This window comes from uncultured Desulfovibrio sp., from assembly GCF_944327235.1.
Lineage (GTDB): Bacteria > Desulfobacterota > Desulfovibrionia > Desulfovibrionales > Desulfovibrionaceae > Desulfovibrio.
In genome coordinates, this window is sequence record NZ_CALVHE010000008.1 from 1 (window position 1) to 17645 (window position 17645).

Here is a 17645-nt window from a genome sequence, read left to right on the forward strand (position 1 = left end):
TGCCGCCATATAGTCTCTCCTCATTGTAAGTGAAGAGATTATAACATACTATTTAATTTGACGACACCACCTAGAGCGTTTCACCTTTGAAAAAGGTGAAACGCGAGGCGGCGGACCGCGCCGCCCGGCCCAAAGTGAGCGGAAAAACCGCGCTTTTTCCGCGAAACGACAGGCCGTATGGTTTGAAACGCAACGCGTTTCAAACCGAAATTGCTCTGGCATGGACGGGGGAGGGCGGGGATATCCTGCGAGAGGTGGCGCTTTCCCGATATCGTCAGGGCACGGGAAAGGTGGTCTTTGTCGTCGTCGGCGGGCTGTGGTCCGCCTTTGGGCCTGACAGGGAAACAGGTCGCGATACGGCGGAGCAACGGACAGAAAAACAGCGGGAGGAGGCCAGCTCCTCCCGCTGTGTGGGGACGGGGGGACGCCGCTCGTACGGCGGGCGGGATGCGTCAGGCCGTCTGGTGCATGGCCCGGCGAACGGCGGCGACTTTGCCGACGATGTCTTCAGCGCCGACCAGCTCGGAAACGAGGGCGCAGCATTTGGCGCCATGTGCGGCCACCTCGGCTATGTTATGTTCCTTGATGCCGCCGATGGCCACAAAGGGCGTGTCGATGTTGGCCGCCACCCAGTCCAGATAGGCATAGCCCACGGGCGCGGTCACATCCTCCTTGGTCTGGGTGGCGAAGATGGGGCCGACGCCCAGATAATCCGCCCCGAGGCGGACGGCTTCCTGCGCCTGTTCCGGGCAGTGCGTGGAAAGGCCGATGCACATCTTGCTGCCCACCAGCGCCCGTACGTCCGGCAGGGGGATGTCCTCCTGTCCGATATGCACGCCGTCGGCTTCGGCCAGTATGGCGAGGTCGATGTGGTCGTCCACGATGAAGCAGGCCCCCGCCTCGCGGGTAAGGCGACGCATGAGGCGGCATTGTTCCAGCATCTCGCCGCCCTTCAGCTTTTTTTCCCGATACTGGATGATGCGTACTCCGGCGGCCAGCAGGGCGGACACCACGGTCTCCAGCGGACGCCCCAGAGAAAGGCGGGAATCGGTCAGGGCATAGATGTCGGTCTCATTGGGCAGGATGACGGGCATGGGGACTCCTAGGATTTGAAGGAAAGCCAGAAACGGCGCAGGCAGCTTTTCAGCAGACGCCAGGGACGAAAAGACGTGTGCAGCAAATGTGCGGGAACGCGAAAATCTTCCACGGCGCATCCCGAAGGGTGCAGGAGGGGATAGCGCGGACGACAGCCGTTGGCAAGGCAGTCGGCGTGTCCCCGACGCATCAGGGCCGCGGCCAGCGGCACATCCTCCACGGGACAGCCGAGGACGGCGCACAGGGCTTCGTCCAGCGCCACGCAGGATGAAGAGGCGGCCAGCAGGCCGAGCGGATAGGCGGCTCCGTTGGAAGGGCCGGTCACATGCATGGCCACGATGCCGTCCAGCAGTCCGGCGGCAGGGGGCAGAGCGGTCTGGAGGGCCGCCAGACAGGCGGCAAAAAAGTCGGGGTCCTGCCCCTGTGCGGTATGGATGACGGCCTTGCGCAGGCCGCTGACGCAGCCGAAAAGGTTCTTGGCGCTCAGGGTCAGGCGCATCTGGGAATGCGCCTTGACGCGGGCCGCCGAAAGGATGAGGTCGCTTTCCAGCGCAAGACGGCTGACCGGGAAGCTGACGCCGGTATCCAGCGCAAGACGTTGTGGAGCATCCAGCGCTTCCACTCGCAGGCCCAGCGGGGCGAGGGCATCCGTCAGGCCGATCTTGCGGGCCACGGCCGAAGCTGTGCCGAAGCCGGGCGAATCCGCTACACGGACGCGCGCGCCCTGATCCAGCAGCCAGCGGCAGGCCGACGCCACCACGGCCGGACTGGTGCAGGCCAGGGGACGGGCCGTCACCAGATTGGGCTTGAGCAGTACACGCTTGCCGTAAAGGTCCCGCAGGGGGGCCTCCTCCGCGCAGGCATCCAGCAGGTCGGGCAGCACTGCGGGCGTCTCGTTCTCGTGCGGGCAGCGGGCAAGGGCCACCGTAGGACAGCGTCCGCTCCCTTTTGGAGCGGGGTCCGCCGCGCGGGGCAGGGCAGAGGATGGCGCTTCTTCGTCATGCATGGAAGCACTATGCCGCCCGCTGTGGGGCTTGTAAAGCCTCGCTCGGCAACTCCCCACAGGGGGGCATGTACGCTTTTCAAGGGGCGGGTCTTGGAGTAGGCTCCTCCTGTTTCCGAAACTGGAGCCCGCTTTGCCGGGCACATCCCCTTTTTTCTAGCCGAGCGGAGGGAGGAATGCCCCGTTATCTGCGTCTGTGTCTGACCGTGCTTGCGGTCTGCACCTTGTACATGTGTTTTCAACCCGTCACGGCGGGCTGGGCGGCGGACGCCCCGACTGCCGACGCTAAGGCTGATGCCGGCGCCCAGCAGAAGGACGGCGCAGCCGATGCGGAGAAAAAGAAGGGGCCGGACAAGCCCGCGCCGGATCCGTGGGGAGACATCTGGGAAGGACAGCGCGATTACCTGATCCGCGTCATCAGTGAAGTCCGCCAGATGGATTCCCAGTTTTCGGGGCGTATCACCAGCCTTTCGGTCAGCGAGGAAAATGAGGCCCGCCGTCTGCTGGTGCTGGCCAATACTTTCAAGAAATGGCCCAATGCCCTGGAAGCTGTGGACCGCCGTCTCGGACTGACCTACCGTCGCGTCCAGATGTTGCTGGAGGAACCTCTCCAGCAACGGCTGCAGGTGCAGACTCTGCTGGAGAGGATGCGTACCCTGTCCACCTCCCTGCCGGACGATACCCAGAATGCCGGTCCGGAGATCAAGGGCTATGCCCGGGATATCCGGCAGGCGCGCAGCCGTCTGGAAAGCCTGCTCAAGCGCTACAATACGGCGCTTGCCCCGGCGCAGAACCTGCTGCGGGATCTGGAAGCCGCTCAGAAGGACATCAATGCCCTGTTGCCCGGCTTGTGGAAAAACTACTATCTGAGCGGGGCTGTTTCCTATCTCAATCCCGAGACCTGGGGCAAGGTGCTGCAGCAGCTCCAACTTTTCACGCAGGGTATCAAGCTCCGCCTGCCCGTGGAGTTGCCCACCACCAGCGAACAATGGAAAAGCGTCGCCCTGCGCCTTTTCCTGAGTCTTGCTTTCAGCCTGCTCATCGCCGTACTGCTGCGCCGTCGCTGCCGGAGTTGCCGTACGGACGTCACCATGAAGCATCTCGTCAATATCAGCGTCCCCTGGCTCCTGCTGGGCATGAGCGTGCTGTCCGCCTCCCTGTCCGCGACGGATGATACGTTCCGGCTGTTCCTGGCCGTGGGCAACCTCACTATCATCGTGGCGCTGGTCTTTCTGGCCTGGGATCTGCGGCGGCTGCGCCATACCGAGGTCCCGGCGGAGCCGTCGCCGCTCTGGCGGCTCATACCGCTGACGTTTGCGGCCTATATCCTGCTCTATGTGCCGCTGCCGCGAGCGGTGGCCGTGGTGGCCTGGATCGCGTCCATCATCGTGTACATGATCGTGCAGCGCAAGCGCCGCTTTGATACGGATTTCGGGCCCATGCAGCTGGAGTCCTCCATCTGTACCGGACTGCCCGTGGTCTTGTGGATAGTGCTCGTGCTGGCCCTGCTGGGACTGCATGTCTACAGTATGGCGCTCTATCTCTTGTATGCCTCCGTTTCTCTGGCCATCCAGCTGGGCATGGGCAGCATGTCCATGATCAACAAGATCAATGTGCAGCTCAACAAGGAAGGCGGGACCGCCGCCCTCACCAGCGTGCTGCTGGCGCTGGCCGCGCCGCTCATGCTGGTGCTGGCGGTCTGCAGCATCGGCCTTTGGGTCATAACGCTGCCGGGCGGCTTCTATATCCTGCAGGACTATGTCCTGCAGGGGGTGGATGTGGGCAGCACACGTTTCAACGTGGTGCAGGTGCTGCTGATCTTCAGCATGTTCTTCATCACCCGTACGGCCGTGCGCATGGCCTGCCGCTTCCTCGGCCGTCTGCCCGAAAAGGGCATGACCATCGACGCCACGCTCATCCAGCCGCTCCAGACCGGCGTCACCTATGCGCTCTGGGCTTTCTTCGGCCTGTTCATGCTCCGGGCGCTGGGCATGGAACTGAGCAATCTGGCCATGGTCGCCGGTGGTCTTTCCGTCGGTATCGGTTTCGGTATGCAAACCATCATCAATAACTTCCTTTCCGGCCTCATCCTCATTTTCAGCCGCACCATGCAGGAAGGGGACGTGGTGGAAGTGGGCAACACCACGGGCCGGGTCCGCAAGATCAGCGTGCGCGCCACCATCGTCGAGACGTACGATAACGCCATCATCTACGTCCCCAACGCGGAATTCGTCTCCAGCCGTCTCATCAACTGGACGCGCAACAGCCGTTCCGTGCGTCTGCAGGTGGATGTGGGCGTAGCCTACGGCACCAGTACCGAACTGGTCATGCGCATCATGCGCGATATCGCCAAGAGCCATCCCAGCATCCTCAAGTATCCCGAGCCGGTGGTGCTCTTTACGGCCTTCGGGGACAGCACGCTGAATTTTGCCCTGCGTTTCTGGGTGCAGGACTATGACGTGGGCGTGTCCACCTCGTCCGACATCCGGTTGAGCATGGAGCGCGAGTTCCGCGCCCATAACATCGAAGTGGCCTTCCCGCAGCTCGACGTGCATGTGAAGCAGATGCCGCCGCGGGCCATGACGCCGCGCGATCTGCCGCCCCGGCAGAATCCCCGGACGCCGGCCCTGCGCCGTCCGCGTCCCAAGGTCGCACGGCGGCGGGGCGTTGCGGATGCGCAGCACAGGGAAGCCTGATCCCCGATAATTCATGCCTGACGCCATCCCCGCCGCATGGCTGCCCGTCCGTGAGGGCAGAGGGATCCCGTCAGCAAGCGCGGCAAGGCCGCAAGGAGGTAGATATGATTCGTCGCAAACAGGATGCCGTCACGTTTGAGCGCAGCATGTGGGGTGGGCCCGGGCTGGGCCAGGCCCTGCAGATCCTCAATGAGGGGGAATTTTCCGGCAAGGGCCGGTTGTTCAACCATGTGCGCCTCGCGCCCGGCTGTGCCATAGGCAAACATGCACACCACGGGGAGTTTGAAGTCTATTACATCCTCAAGGGAGAGGGTACTTATGACGACAACGGGACGGAATGCCGCGTCGCCGCCGGCGACGTGACCGTCTGTCCTGACGGGGAGACGCACGGGATCGTGAACACGGGCAGCGAAGATCTGGAACTCATCGCCCTGATCCTGCTCGTGTAGGATGGATGTCCGCCGTGAGCGGAGTGTGACAGACGACAGGCCGTCTGAAGGTGTTCGGGCGGCCTGTCTTGCGTCATGAGCAATTCCACATTGAAATGTGGATTGCTCCGGTAGTCGCGAGAGCGACTACCCGCAATCGAACACACGGAAAAACCACGCTTTTTCCGTAGTGTGAGGGCAGCGTCAGCAGGGAAATTGGACACAATTTCAATGCGAATCCGCTCATGCGCCCCGCCCCGGGACGGCCTTTGTCCCCGTACTTGGCCCGTGGCCCGCTTTGCGCTAGTCTGCCGGGATGCAACATCGTCGACTGCCCCCTGCCGCTCGTTCGTCCCGTTCCGGCCATGCTCCCGCCAGCGCTCCTGTGCGGGAGAGGACCGCTCCTGACACGTCCGCCCGTGAGAGGGGCGGAGGGGGCCCCGTACAGCCGCCGTCCTCCCAGCCGGAATGGCGCAGGCAGCGACGGGAACGGCGTGCCGCCGCACAGGCCGATGAGCGGCGCAAGCTGGCGCAACGCTGGCCCCTGCTGCCGCGTGAGGCATTGCCGCAAGAGGATTTCACCGTACAGCTGGCCCCGTACGGCTATATGGAGCCGTTGCTCGAAGAGCTGGGCGAGCGTGTCCTGACGGTGCGCGGCCGCCTTGTGCTCGCGCGGGGCGGCGAGGCGGCCGCCTGGGCCCAGAACGTCTGGACAGCGCCGCGCTGGCTGGAAGCCGCCTCCATCGGGCAGGCGGTGCGGGCGTTGACGGCCCTGCAGCGCAATTGGCGAGGACATGCGCTGCCCGAAAGCGGCCATCAACGGCGGCAGGCCCTCATGGAAGCGGCCTTGCCGCATGTGGGCTCCCGTCCCCTGCATTTCGGGGAAGCGGCCCCCACGGCCCCGTTGGGAGCCTTTACGCTCTGGGAACATGATCTGCTGCTGGCTTCGCCGTCCACAAGTTCGCCCTTTGCCGATGGTGAGGCCCATTTCGAGGAAAACAGGACAGAGCCGCCGGGGCGGGCGTATCTGAAGCTCTGGGAAGCCTTCACTCTTGATGGACGGCGGCCGCGGCACGGGGAGCTCTGCGTGGATCTGGGCGCATCGCCGGGCGGCTGGACATGGGTGCTGGCCGGGCTGGGGGCGCGGGTATTCAGTCTGGACAAGGTCGAACTGGCTCCGCAGGTGGGCTGTCTGCCCAACGTGAACCACTGTCTCGGCAGCGGATTCGGTCTGGACCCCCGGCATGTGGGGCGCGTGGATTGGTTGTTTTCAGATATGATCTGCTACCCGGAACGTCTCCTGCAGGTCGTCCGTCAGTGGATCGGGGCGCGCGCCTGCGCCCATGTCGTCTGTACGCTCAAGTTCCAGGCGGAAACGGATCATGCGGTGAGCCGGGCCTTTGCCGCCATCCCCGGCGGCAGGCTCCTGCATCTTTTCTGCAACAAGCACGAACTGACCTTCATCTGGCATGAGGATGCCGCCATTTAGGGCCTGTTAGGGTCAGGGCTCATTACGCTTTTTTTGAGGGGGAAGAAATCCCTTTGCTCTGCTGTCGATGCCCGTAGCTTCCTACGTCGCAACGGGCACAGCCCTTCGGGCTGCCTTCCGGTCGCGCTCTGCTGTCGATGCCTGTAAGGCTCCTGCGTCGCCTGACAGGCACGGGCCCTGCGGGCCGCTGCCAGCGCGGGAGCGAGGGAGCTTCCTTCCTGCAAAACGGGCCGCCTTTCTCGACACCCTCAGGCCCGCGCCTGCCCGGCTTCGGCAGGGTGGTCTTTCAGCCAGCGTTCATAGATAGCGGCGAGCGGGGCCTGACGGCGTCGACGCGCCTCCTGCCAGTAACGCTGGATGAGCGCCCGCTTGCGGGATGGATCATCGCCGTGCGCCTCACGTTCAACGCTTGCCGCAAGTTCCGTCTGCCCGCAGCGCAGGGCCAGGCGATGCAGCGGCTGCCAGATGTCCGGCAGGGGGAAAAAGCGGGACGCCCGTTGCAGGATTTCCAGTGCCCGGGCTTCTTCTCCCTGACGTTGGAGCAGGTCGGCCAGACGCCGCCAGCCTCCCAGCCAGAGCGGTTCTTCCCGCAGAAGGCGAATGCCGTCCTCCACCGTCATGGTGGCGGCGTCCGCTTCCAGCGCCTGCATCCGGGCGGGAGGCAGGATCAGATAGGTCCTGCCTGTGGGCCCCAATCGGACTTCATAGCCGTCCACCGCGGCCTGTATATGCAGGTCCGGCTGGATCTTCTCCCCCCAGCGGGAGGAAAAGAGGGCGGCATTTTCTTTGTCTCGGTCAAAGCGGCCCGGCGTCCGGCTGGTGTGATGATAGAGCAGGCTTTGCCCCGCAAGCCGCAACTTTGCGCCGTGGCTGTGCAGATTCAGGCAGAGATCAAGATCTTCGTAGCCGTTGCGGTAGCCTTCGTGAAAGCCGCCTGCCTCCTGAAAAACCGCGCGCGGCAGCAGCAGCGCGGCCCCGGTGAGCGCCTGGAGAGGATGGACGCGCCGCAGGGCGGGATGGTCGCCCGGAAAGCCTTCATAGAGATGACAGAGCGTATACAGCGGGCTGAAGCTCACGCCGCAATGCTGGCAGGTGCCGTCGGGATAGAGCAGCAGCGGCCCCACGGCCCGCACATGCGGCAGAGACAGGGCTTCGCGGAGCGGCGGCAGCCAGCCGGGCGTGAACGTGATGTCGTTATTGACGAAAAAGAGCGCCTCGCCGTCGGCAGCGCGGGCCCCGGCATTGCAGCCCCGTGCAAAGCCCTGGTTCTCCGGCAGGAGCAGCGCCGTGAAGCGGGAGCCGAAGAGCTGTTCCCCCAACGGAGCCAGCGCCTCGCGAGTGGCGTCCGTAGAGCCGTTATCCACCACGATGACCTGTATGTCCTCGCCCTGACTGTGTTCCGCCAGCGAGTGCAGACAGGTGCGCGTGGTCTCCCAGAGATTCCAGGCCGGGATGATGCAGGAAATGGTCATGCGCGCTTCCTTTCCTTTCGATAGGTCGCGGCCAGAGCCGCAAAGCGAGGGGCCCACAGGGGGACGGCAGGGGCAAAGATATGCAGATACGAGGCCCAGACGCGCCCATGTACCAAGCCGTCATGCCCCTGTCCCATACCTGTGCCTTTTTCCAGCGTCAGGGCCGAGGCGGACGGCAGGGCGGCAGCGTCCCCGGCAACACAGCGGGAATAGTGGAATTCGTGGCCGCGCAGGTGGCTTCCCAGAGGGAAATAGGGATTTTCCGCCGTGACGCGGGCCTCCACATAGCCCAGTCCTTGCGGACGCGGGCAAAACTGGGCACAGACCGGAAAAATGCCGCTCATGGGATAGCGGATGCCTTCCTTTTCGATGGCCTCGGCCAGTACCATGAAGCCCCCGCATTCGGCATAGACGGGCAGACCCTGCGCCACGAGGTCCGGCAGACGCCGGACGGCGGCCGAATGTGTGAGCTGTTCGGCAAAGTCTTCGGGAAAGCCGCCCCCCAGATAGAGCCCGTCCAGTTCGGGCCAGTCCACAGATGTCAGCAGGCTCACCGGGAGCAGTTCCGCGCCTGCCCGGCGCAAGGCTTCCAGATTCTCCGGGTAGTAGAACCAGAATGCGGCGTCGTGGACATAGCCGATGCGAGGATGCGAGCTGTCGGCGCGCGGGGCGGGTGCTCCTGTGGCGGTTGCTCGCCCGGCGGAAAATGTTTCACGGGAAGCAAAATCACACTCTTTCCCCAAAAGCGCCTCTTCCGTTTCCGGAGCAGCATAGAGGGCTTCCCCGGCGTCGGCGCGGCCGGGCGGCAAGGGGATCTCCAGAGCGGGCGCGCGGCGGGCGGCGGCCAGCACGGCATCCACATCCACATGTGCGCGCACCAGTTCCGCCAGTTGATCCAGCAGGGCTTCCGTCTCCGGCGAAAAGGCGTCGCCGCTCAGGGTGGCAAGACCCATGTGGCGTTCTGGCAGGGGATTGCGCCGCTGACGCGGCAGACAGCCCAGTACGGGGATGTCCGTATATGTCTCGATGGTCCGGCGAAGGATGTCCTCATGACGGGAGGATGCGGTCTGCCCCAGGATGACGCCCGCAAGCTGCAGGCCGGGCTCGAAGTAGGCCAGTCCGGCGACGACGGCCGCCGCCGTGCGCGTCATCTTGGTGCAGTTGAGACTGAGCAGGACAGGACAGGCGAGGGTACGGGCCAGCTCCGCCGTGGAGCAGCTACCTTGTACGTCCATGCCGTCAAACAGGCCCCGGTTGCCTTCCAGCAGAGCCATGTCCGCCGGAGGGTGGGCGGCAGACGCGGCGGGAGCGTTCTCTCTGTCCGGGGAACCGTTCCCCGTGCGCTCGGCAAAGAGCAGACGCAGCTTTTCGGCGGACAGGAAAAAAGGATCGAGGTTGCAGGCCGGGCGGCTCGTGGCCTGCGTGAGCCAGGCCGCATCGATATAATCCGGGCCTTTCTTGAAAGGTTGTACCCGCAGACCGGCCTTGTGCCAGCAGCGGCCCAGTCCCAGCGACAAGAGGGTCTTGCCGCCGCCGCCGGAAACGGCGGAGATGCAGAGGCGAGGCGTAGGGACGGACAATGTCGCTACGTCAGGCGTACCGGAAGGGGGGAGGGACGGGGAGGGCTGCTTCACTGGTGGCTCCTGTGCCGTTCATGGGGAGAGGTGAGGGCCGCCGTTCGTCCGCTTGCGAAGGGACGGCACGAGGACGTTTTTCGTGGTATCCGGCCTGGTGCGCCGAAACGGGCCGTTCGGAACCTGCCGCCGGTAAAAACGCGCGGGGGAAGGGATGGGGGCTTTGGGGGGAGGGGAAGCCCTTCCCCCCAAACAGATAGTGAATAGTGTTGACAGGCCCTAATGCCGGAAGGAACGCTGCCCCGTAAAGACCATGGCCACCTGCGGATCGGCTTCGTTGCAGGCCATGATGACTTCCGTGTCCCGCAGGGAGCCGCCGGGCTGGGCGATGGCCGTGATGCCGTGCTGCATAGCCGCATCCACGCCGTCCCGGAAGGGGAAGAACCCGTCGGAGACCAGCACCGAGCCGGGCAGCCCGCCGCGGGCTTCCTTCGTGCGGCGCTGGATGTCCTCCAGCGCTTCACGCAGCCCGTCATCCGTGGCGGCTTTCTGCTGCAGCTCGTAGAGGGAAAGTCCCTGTTCCCGGAAGGCCAGCACGTCGGCATATTTGGTATAGGCCTTGTGGGCGGCCAGCTCCACGCAGCCCACGCGGTCCTGTTCGCCGGTGCCGATGGCCACCGTGGCCCCGTTGCGGGCATAGATGACCGAGTTGGAGGTGACGCCCGCTTCCACGGCCCAGGCAAAGCGCAGGTCGGCCATCTCCGCCGGGCTGGGCGTGCGGGCCGTGACGCTGAGGCCGTTCTTGTCCGTGGCCTGCGCCGGGAGGAAGTCCGCATCCTTGAGGATGCGGTTGACGAAGGATTTCTGGACCACGATGCCGCCGTCGGCCAGGCTCTTGATGTCGAGGAAGGCCGACTGCGTCAGTTCTTCGAGGCGGGCGAGGCCGGGAAGCTCCATGATGCGCAGGTTCTTGCGGGCCTTGAGGATGTCCACCACGCCTTCCTCGAAGGCCGGGGCCGCCACCACCTCAAAATAGTTGGCCGCCACCATTTCCGCCGCCTCACGGGTGAAGGGACGGTTGACGACCACCGCGCCCCCGAAGGCCGCGATGCGGTCGCACCAGAAGGCGCGTTCCAGCGCCGTGGCGATGCCCTCTTCGGCCCAGGCAGCGCCGCAGGGATTGTTGTGCTTGAGGATGACCGCCGCGGGCCGTTCCGAAAGATACTGGAGGATGTTGGCCCCGTTGTCCACGTCCGTGAGGTTGGTCTTGCCGGGATGCTTGCCCGCCTGGATCATCTGGGCTTCGGTCAGGGAAGAGACGATGCCCTGGCCGGGGCCGCGCCAGCGCAGGCCGCCGCAGGTGATGCCGCCGTCCACCAGCTCGTAGAGGGCCGCGGGCTGATCGGGGTTCTCCCCGTAGCGCAGGCCCTTTTCCTCGCCGTCCAGTGTCCATGTCCGCTTTTTGTAAACGAGTTTTTCCTCACCCAGCAGAATGGTCATGGAATCGGGAAAGGCATCCTTCTGAACGTCCCGGTACATGGCCTTGAGATCTCGCGTCATGCTTCCTCCAGCAGAAAAACGGTGCAATGCGGTACGGGCGGCCCCGCGCCGCGCCGTCCCGCGTGAGGTCGCAGCATAGCAAAAAGCCCCCCCGCTTGCCAGTCCGCCAGAGTCATGCCATTTGACGGCGGCTGCGCAAGACCGTACAAGAGGGCGCTGGAGGATGTTATGGAGAAGTTGCTTGCCCGCCTTGCCCGACAGCTCGACGCCATCGACGAGGCATCCCTCACGGCGCTCTGGAGCAAATACGCCACTCTGGCCAGCCGCTTTGAGCCGACCCAGCGCTGGGAAGAGGCTGTGCTCATCTTTGCGCTCATCGAAGCCAAGCGCATGAAGAATCAGCTCTTCAACTACTACTGGGCGCAGCAGGTGCGTTCCGAGGGCAGCGGCAACAAGCCGGCTCCCGAAAAGCTTGGCCCCCTCTTCAAACTCGAAACGCCCGCCCGCAAAGCCCCGGGATCCGCTCCCGAGGCCGTCGCGCCGAAACGGCCCTGCCGCGTCCTTGCCTTTTCGCGGCCCGCCGGAGAGGAAAAGCCGAAGGACTGAGCCCGGTTTGACTTGACGGGCTGGAAGCGCTAAGAAAAAATCCCTGTGTGCTGTGCGCACAGCCAGACAGCATGAGTATGGGGAGGACGGACAGAATATGGCCAATATCGTCATCATCGGCGCTCAGTGGGGCGACGAGGGAAAGGGCAAGATCGTCGATATGCTCAGCGCGGAAAGCGATCTCATCGTTCGCTTTCAGGGCGGCAACAATGCCGGGCACACCATCAAGGTGGACAGCAAGGAGACCATCCTGCATCTGATCCCTTCCGGCATCCTGCATGAGGGCAAGACCTGCCTCATCGGCAATGGCGTGGTGCTTGATCCCGAGGTCTTTCTCAAGGAAGTGGACGCGCTGTCGGCCAAGGGGATCGACGTCAGCCCCGCGCGGCTCGGCATCAGCCCCAAGACGCACCTCATCCTTCCCTACCACAAGGTGATCGACCAGGCGCGCGAAGCCAAGCGCGCCGGCAAGAAGATCGGCACCACCGGGCGCGGTATCGGCCCCTGTTATGAGGACAAGGTCGCCCGCATCGGCGTGCGCGCTGGGGATCTGGCGCAGCCCGACCTGCTGCGCGAAAAGGTGCGCTTTGCCCTGCTGGAAAAGAATGTGCTCCTCAAGGAGCTCTACAAATTTGACCCCGTGGACGAAAACAGCGTCCTTGATTCCCTGCTCGCGCAGGCGGCCCGCCTGACGCCCTACCTCACCGACGTTTCCGCGGCCATTGCCGATGCTCAGGCCAAGGGGCAGGTGGTGCTCTTCGAGGGCGCGCAGGGCATCCATCTGGATATCGATCACGGCACCTACCCCTTCGTCACTTCTTCCAATACGGTCGCCAGTTCCGCCGCCGCGGGCAGTGGTACGGGCCCCCACGCCCTGCACCGCATCGTAGGCATCGTCAAGGCTTACAGCACCCGCGTAGGCTCCGGCCCCTTCCCCACCGAACTGGAAGACGACACCGGCAGCTACCTGCGCGCACAGGGGCACGAATTCGGCGCCACCACGGGCCGCCCCCGCCGCTGCGGCTGGCTTGACGCCGTGGTGCTGCGCGAAACGGTGCGTCTCAACAGTCTGACGGAGATCGCCCTTACCAAGCTGGATGTGCTCCAGGGGCTGCCCGCCCTGCAGATCTGCGTGGCCTATGAGCTGGACGGCAAGCGGCTCGACTATATGCCGCAGGGCGAAGGCGAACTGGCCCGCGTGCGGCCCGTCTATGAAGAGCTGCCGGGTTTCGAGCAGGACATCAGCGGCTGCACCTCCTTCGAGCAGCTGCCGGAGAGCGTGCGTCGCTATGTGGAGCGCATCGAGGAGCTTGCCGGGGTGCGCATCAGCATGGTCTCCGTGGGACCTGACCGGCGGGCGACCATCGTCCGTTAGGATCGTTTCCGTAACTACCGGCCCGGCAAGTTCCTTGCCGGGCTTTTCCTTTTTTCGTTGGGAGGATCATGACGACGGACGCCCTCTTTCCTGAGCTTGCCGGAACCGAACTGGGCCGCTTGCGGGAGCGATTGCAGCGTCTGGGCGAGCAGCCGCCGCAGGTGTTGCTGCTGGAAGGCGGCAGCGAGGCCCAGCGTCTTGCCCTCGCCCGCTGGTGGGCTTGCCGCCTGAAGTGCCCCGAGGCTTCCGCTCCCTGCTGTGCCTGTCCGGTCTGTCGGCAGGTCGCCGCCGGCGAGCATCTGGATATCCTGGCCTACGACGGCCGCATCAGCAACAAGGATGATGAGGAGAATCCCGGCCTTGTCCGGGCGTTCAATATGGATCGTGTCCGGGAGCTCAAAAGTCGTCTGCGGGATGCGCCGCATGGGCCGGGCTATCGGGTGGTGATGCTGGCCGGATTGACGCTTGCCCGTGACGAAGCGGCCAATGCCCTGCTGAAGAGCCTCGAAGAGCCGTTGCCTTCCACCCGTTTCGTGCTGCTCTGCGCCCAGCGGGAGCAGCTCCTGCCCACCCTGGTGTCCCGCTCGCTCTGCCTTACCTTGCCCTGGCCGGACAGCGCGGCCCGTGATCCCGAATTGCAGCCCTGGGAAGAGGCCCTCGGAGAATTCCTCCGCAGCGGACGCGGCCTGTTCGAGCGCAGCAGCGCCCGCAATGCGCTGGATGCCGCCCTAGCCGGACGCATCCTCCTTGCCTGTCAGAAATCGCTGGCTCGTGTGCTGGCAGGACGAGAAGATGTGGACGATCCGCTGGATATGGCGTTGGCCGGGCTGGATGTCCCAGCCCGCGCACTATGCGGCCGCTGGCTTGCCGAGGCGCAGGAGGCGCTGACGTTTGCCGTGGGTCCGGCGCGCATCCTGGAAGCTCTTGCGGCCCGTCTTTTTGCCCTGCGGCATGGCGGCGTCTGAGCCGGCAAACCTCAGCCTCTTTTTTCAGCGGTACGGAGAAAGATGGTGCCCTCTTGCCACGGATGCGCTGCCGGGGTGGACACAGGGAGAGGCCGCGAACGCGGGATATCTTTAGGGCCTGTTAATACAATTTTTACAAACAATTTCAATATATAATTCTATCGACCGTACACGCTCCGCTTGCCATGGAGGCGGGGTTGTCTCATGCCCCTGACTCTTTCCCCGGTAAAAGCGCGCTGGGGAAGGGATGGGGTTCCCCTTCCCCCCAAACAGACAGGAAATAGTGTTAACAGGCCCTAAAGCGTTTTGCCATTGAAAAAAAGCGGAACGCGAGGCGGCAGTACAGCCCGCCCTGGCCAAACCAAGCGGAAAAAACGCGTTTTTTTCGCGAAACGACAGGCCGTATGGTTTGAAACGCGAAGTGTTTCAAACTAAAAATATGCTAAATTACACATGGGAGGAGAAAACGATGATGGTTTCCGAGGAAAAATTTCGCAACAAGTTTTGCAACACGGAAATGAGGACACTCAAGTTCTTTTTACTTTCCTTGATATCTATGAATTTCTGGATGTATTTCTAGCTATATAGTTTTGTGAAAACCATCAACAAACATGAAGGGAGAGAGGTCATATCACCTTCTCTACCCATAATTTCAATGGTATCTCATTTCTTTTCCCTTCTCTTTGAAGAGGGTGGTCTGGAATCTGCGGTGATAATGCTGTTTTTTTGTCTTGTTGAATGCATCTTGTTGATTTATATATCATTCAAGTCAAGATCTTCTCTTGAAGCGATGTTTGCAAACAGCGGTATGGCGAGAAGGTTGAGTGGGATATGGTGTTTCTTTTTCCCCGGGATGTATCAATATTATACGATATATAATATCGAAGAGTATTACAAATGGCATTCCGAGGATGAAGAGGAAGAGGATGACGAGGATACGAAAGGGACGCCGGACGGTGCGCAGGCCAGGGACAAGGACTGAATCATCCGTCTGGTGGGGAAAGAGGGGGGCCCTCGTTGCCGTCACATCCTGACGTAACGGCAGGGACCGGCAAAGCACTCCCCCTCCCGCACAAAACGTCTTTGACATGAAAAAAGGGGGGCTCCTTCCATGAAGGAGCCCCCCTTGTACGTTATCGTTCCGCCGCTATTTCCAGAGGTTGCCGTACTTGACGGCGATGCCGTCCGAGCGTTCCACGAGCTTGGCTACCAGCGCGTCGATGTCCTCGCTGCTGATGGTGCCCAGTTCGCGGGCCAGCAAGAAGCCCAGATAGCCTTCGCCCTGCTTGAATACCCAGCAGACCGAATAGACGGAGCCCACATTGGGGCGGCTGGGGAATTCCGGCTGGGTGGTGACCAGCAGCTGGAGCTTGGGCTCGTCCTTTTCGTTGAGGGCGAAAAGGTTGCTCTGGTTGAAGGCTTCCTTGAGGCCGGTGACCAGCTTGGCGCCGATGCTGTCCGTCCCTTCCGCGATGACCGTCACGGCCGTGACACGGGCATCCGCCTTGGCGGGTTTGTCAGGCTGGGGCTTGCCCGCCTGATCGGCCTGAGCGGCAAGAGCCGTCGTGTTGAGGACGCCGCCGCACAGCAGGCACAGCAGGGCAAGGACCGTACAGAGTCTTTTCATGGCATTCTCCTTCCGGGTGGGGCTGCAAGCCTGCCCGGCAGCATGTAGTGTTGAGATAAATGGTAGATAAAGTCTGGAAAAATGCCAAGTCCCGCGTGCGTGGCAGACCTGGCGTCATACCGGCGGTTGTGGGGCGCGGCCTTTCGCGGTAAAGGTCATGCATGGCTGCTCCCGTTCGCCGCGCCATCGCCGCGGCGAGGCGGGAAGCGCGCCATTCCCGTGGGGGGGACAGGCCATGTGCCGTGCCGCCGTCAGGGGCATAAAGGCGTCATCGGCCCCGGAGCCGTGCTTTTCATTCATCCTTTTTCAAGAAGGGCAAGAGATCATGCAACGTACACTCGTCGTCGATGCGCTGGCCGCCACGGCGCCGCAGCGCGAGATAACCATTTGCGGCTGGATACGCACCCGGCGTGATGCCAAGGATTTCAGTTTCGTGGAAGTCAATGACGGCTCATGCCTGACCAATATCCAATGCATCGTGGATGCCGGGACCGCCGCGCAGGCCGGTCTTGGCGAGGCGTCCACCGGCGCGGCGCTCTCCGTCAGCGGCGAGCTGGTGGCTTCTCCGGGCAAGGGGCAGCAGTGGGAGATCCGCGCCGCGGCGATACAGGTATTCGGCGGGGCCGACCCGGAGACCTTCCCGCTGCAGAAAAAGCGGCATTCGGACGAATTCCTGCGCACCATCGCCCATTTGCGGACGCGCACCAACAAGTATGGCGCCGCCTTCCGCATCCGCTCCGAGGCGGCGCGGGCCGTGCACGATTTTTTCCATGAACGGCGTTTCGCCTGGGTGCATACGCCCATCCTTACGGGCTCGGACTGCGAAGGGGCCGGGGAGATGTTCCGCGTGACGACGCTCAACGGTCCGGCCAGTCCGACGGAAGACTTTTTCGGCCGCAATTGTCATTTGACGGTGTCCGGTCAGCTGGAAGCCGAGGCGCTGGCCATGGGGCTGGGCCGCGTCTACACTTTCGGTCCCACCTTCCGGGCGGAGAATTCCAATACGCCGCGCCATGCCGCCGAATTCTGGATGATCGAGCCGGAGATGGCCTTTGCCGGGCTGGAAGATATCATGGAGCTTGGCGAAGGGCTGACGCGCCATGTGGTGGAGCACTGCCTGCGGCATTGCGAGAACGATCTCAAGCTGTTCGACAATTTTGTGGACAAGGGGCTGCTGGAGCGCCTGCAGGGCATGTTGCGCCAGCCCTTTGCGCGCTGTTCCTACGGTGAAGCCATAGATATCCTGCAGGACTGCGGCCGGGAGTTCACCTATCCCGTGGCCTTCGGCGTGGATCTTCAGACCGAGCATGAGCGCTATCTTGCTGAGGAGCATTTCCAGCGTCCTGTCATCGTGTACAACTATCCCAAGGAGATCAAGGCGTTCTACATGCGCGCCAATGATGACGGCGAGACCGTGGCGGCCATGGACGTGCTGGTGCCGCGCATCGGGGAGCTCATCGGCGGATCGCAGCGCGAGGAGCGCCTGGACCGTCTGGAAGCCCGCATTGCCGAGCTGGGGCAGAACCCCGAAGATTACTGGTGGTATCTCGACCTGCGGCGTTTTGGTTCCGCGCCTCATGCGGGCTTCGGGATGGGCTTCGAGCGCCTGCTCATGATGCTGACCGGCATCACCAACATCCGCGATGTCATCCCCTTCCCGCGCACGCCGGGCAGTCTGGAATTCTAGGAAGCGTCTTTTCCCGATTATGAGAAACGGGAGGGCGGCTCGTGCCGTCCTCCCGTTTTGTTGTGACGAATGGCCGGTTTTCTCCAGGGCCTGTTAACATAGATTTTACTAATTATTTAAATTAGTTG

Annotated in this window: 14 protein-coding genes; 8 read left to right on the top strand and 6 right to left on the bottom strand. The window is 63.2% G+C overall.

Translation table 11 applies throughout. The features are described from left to right. Positions 1-452 precede the first annotated feature (452 nt). Both thiE and Q0K00_RS02355 read right to left on the bottom strand, forming a co-directional pair. Positions 453-1094: a thiamine phosphate synthase gene (gene thiE / locus Q0K00_RS02350; RefSeq protein ID WP_297227098.1), complete on the bottom strand. Its 642-nt coding sequence runs from the start codon at positions 1092-1094 to the stop codon at positions 453-455. Positions 1095-1102: 8 nt separating this feature from the next. After that, on the bottom strand, positions 1103-2101 hold the full coding sequence (locus Q0K00_RS02355; protein WP_297227099.1) for a DUF362 domain-containing protein: 999 nt from the start codon (positions 2099-2101) through the stop codon (positions 1103-1105). A gap of 173 nt (positions 2102-2274) precedes the next feature. Here Q0K00_RS02355 and Q0K00_RS02360 point away from each other — a divergent pair, with 173 nt between their 5' ends. The 3 genes from Q0K00_RS02360 to Q0K00_RS02370 all read left to right on the top strand — a co-directional run bounded on the left by Q0K00_RS02360 (position 2275) and on the right by Q0K00_RS02370 (position 6711). After that, positions 2275-4794 (top strand): mechanosensitive ion channel domain-containing protein, encoded by a 2520-nt coding sequence (locus Q0K00_RS02360; protein WP_297227100.1) that lies wholly within the window; start codon positions 2275-2277, stop codon positions 4792-4794. A 104-nt stretch (positions 4795-4898) separates the two neighbouring features. After that, positions 4899-5243, top strand: coding sequence for a cupin domain-containing protein (locus tag Q0K00_RS02365; RefSeq protein ID WP_297227101.1), 345 nt, complete (start codon positions 4899-4901; stop codon positions 5241-5243). A gap of 586 nt (positions 5244-5829) precedes the next feature. Next, on the top strand, positions 5830-6711 hold the full coding sequence (locus tag Q0K00_RS02370) for an SAM-dependent methyltransferase (protein WP_297227151.1): 882 nt from the start codon (positions 5830-5832) through the stop codon (positions 6709-6711). 248 nt (positions 6712-6959) lie between these two features. On the opposite strand, the gene Q0K00_RS02375 is transcribed toward Q0K00_RS02370, so the two are convergent. The 3 genes from Q0K00_RS02375 to Q0K00_RS02385 form a co-directional block, all read right to left on the bottom strand. Then, positions 6960-8183 carry a glycosyltransferase gene (locus Q0K00_RS02375; protein ID WP_297227102.1) on the bottom strand — a complete coding sequence of 408 codons (1224 nt, stop codon included), beginning with the start codon at positions 8181-8183 and terminating at the stop codon, positions 6960-6962. Next, positions 8180-9817 (bottom strand): cobyrinate a,c-diamide synthase, encoded by a 1638-nt coding sequence (locus tag Q0K00_RS02380; RefSeq protein WP_297227103.1) that lies wholly within the window; start codon positions 9815-9817, stop codon positions 8180-8182. The genes Q0K00_RS02375 and Q0K00_RS02380 overlap by 4 nt, the downstream gene beginning before the upstream one ends. Positions 9818-10036: 219 nt before the next feature. Then, complete coding sequence (locus Q0K00_RS02385) at positions 10037-11317, bottom strand: IMP cyclohydrolase (protein WP_297227104.1); 1281 nt, start codon at positions 11315-11317, stop codon at positions 10037-10039. A gap of 168 nt (positions 11318-11485) precedes the next feature. Here Q0K00_RS02385 and Q0K00_RS02390 point away from each other — a divergent pair, with 168 nt between their 5' ends. The 4 genes from Q0K00_RS02390 (at position 11486) to Q0K00_RS02405 (ending at position 15185) form a co-directional block, all read left to right on the top strand. Further along, positions 11486-11863, top strand: coding sequence for a hypothetical protein (locus tag Q0K00_RS02390; RefSeq protein WP_297227105.1), 378 nt, complete (start codon positions 11486-11488; stop codon positions 11861-11863). Between the two features lie 97 nt (positions 11864-11960). Continuing rightward, complete coding sequence (locus Q0K00_RS02395) at positions 11961-13238, top strand: adenylosuccinate synthase (protein ID WP_297227106.1); 1278 nt, start codon at positions 11961-11963, stop codon at positions 13236-13238. A 68-nt stretch (positions 13239-13306) separates the two neighbouring features. Beyond that, the gene (locus tag Q0K00_RS02400) at positions 13307-14203 is read left to right on the top strand and encodes a DNA polymerase III subunit delta' (protein WP_297227107.1); all 897 of its coding nucleotides are present in this window, start codon (positions 13307-13309) and stop codon (positions 14201-14203) included. A gap of 592 nt (positions 14204-14795) precedes the next feature. Further along, positions 14796-15185: a hypothetical protein gene (locus tag Q0K00_RS02405; protein WP_297227108.1), complete on the top strand. Its 390-nt coding sequence runs from the start codon at positions 14796-14798 to the stop codon at positions 15183-15185. 165 nt (positions 15186-15350) lie between these two features. Here the strand turns inward: Q0K00_RS02405 and Q0K00_RS02410 are convergent, their stop codons facing one another. Next, positions 15351-15830 carry a hypothetical protein gene (locus Q0K00_RS02410; protein WP_297227109.1) on the bottom strand — a complete coding sequence of 160 codons (480 nt, stop codon included), beginning with the start codon at positions 15828-15830 and terminating at the stop codon, positions 15351-15353. Between the two features lie 325 nt (positions 15831-16155). Between Q0K00_RS02410 and asnS the strand changes: the two genes are divergently transcribed. Further along, entirely contained in the window at positions 16156-17517 is a 1362-nt protein-coding gene (asnS, locus tag Q0K00_RS02415) for an asparagine--tRNA ligase (RefSeq protein ID WP_297227111.1), read from the top strand. The last annotated feature ends 128 nt before the right edge of the window (positions 17518-17645 follow it).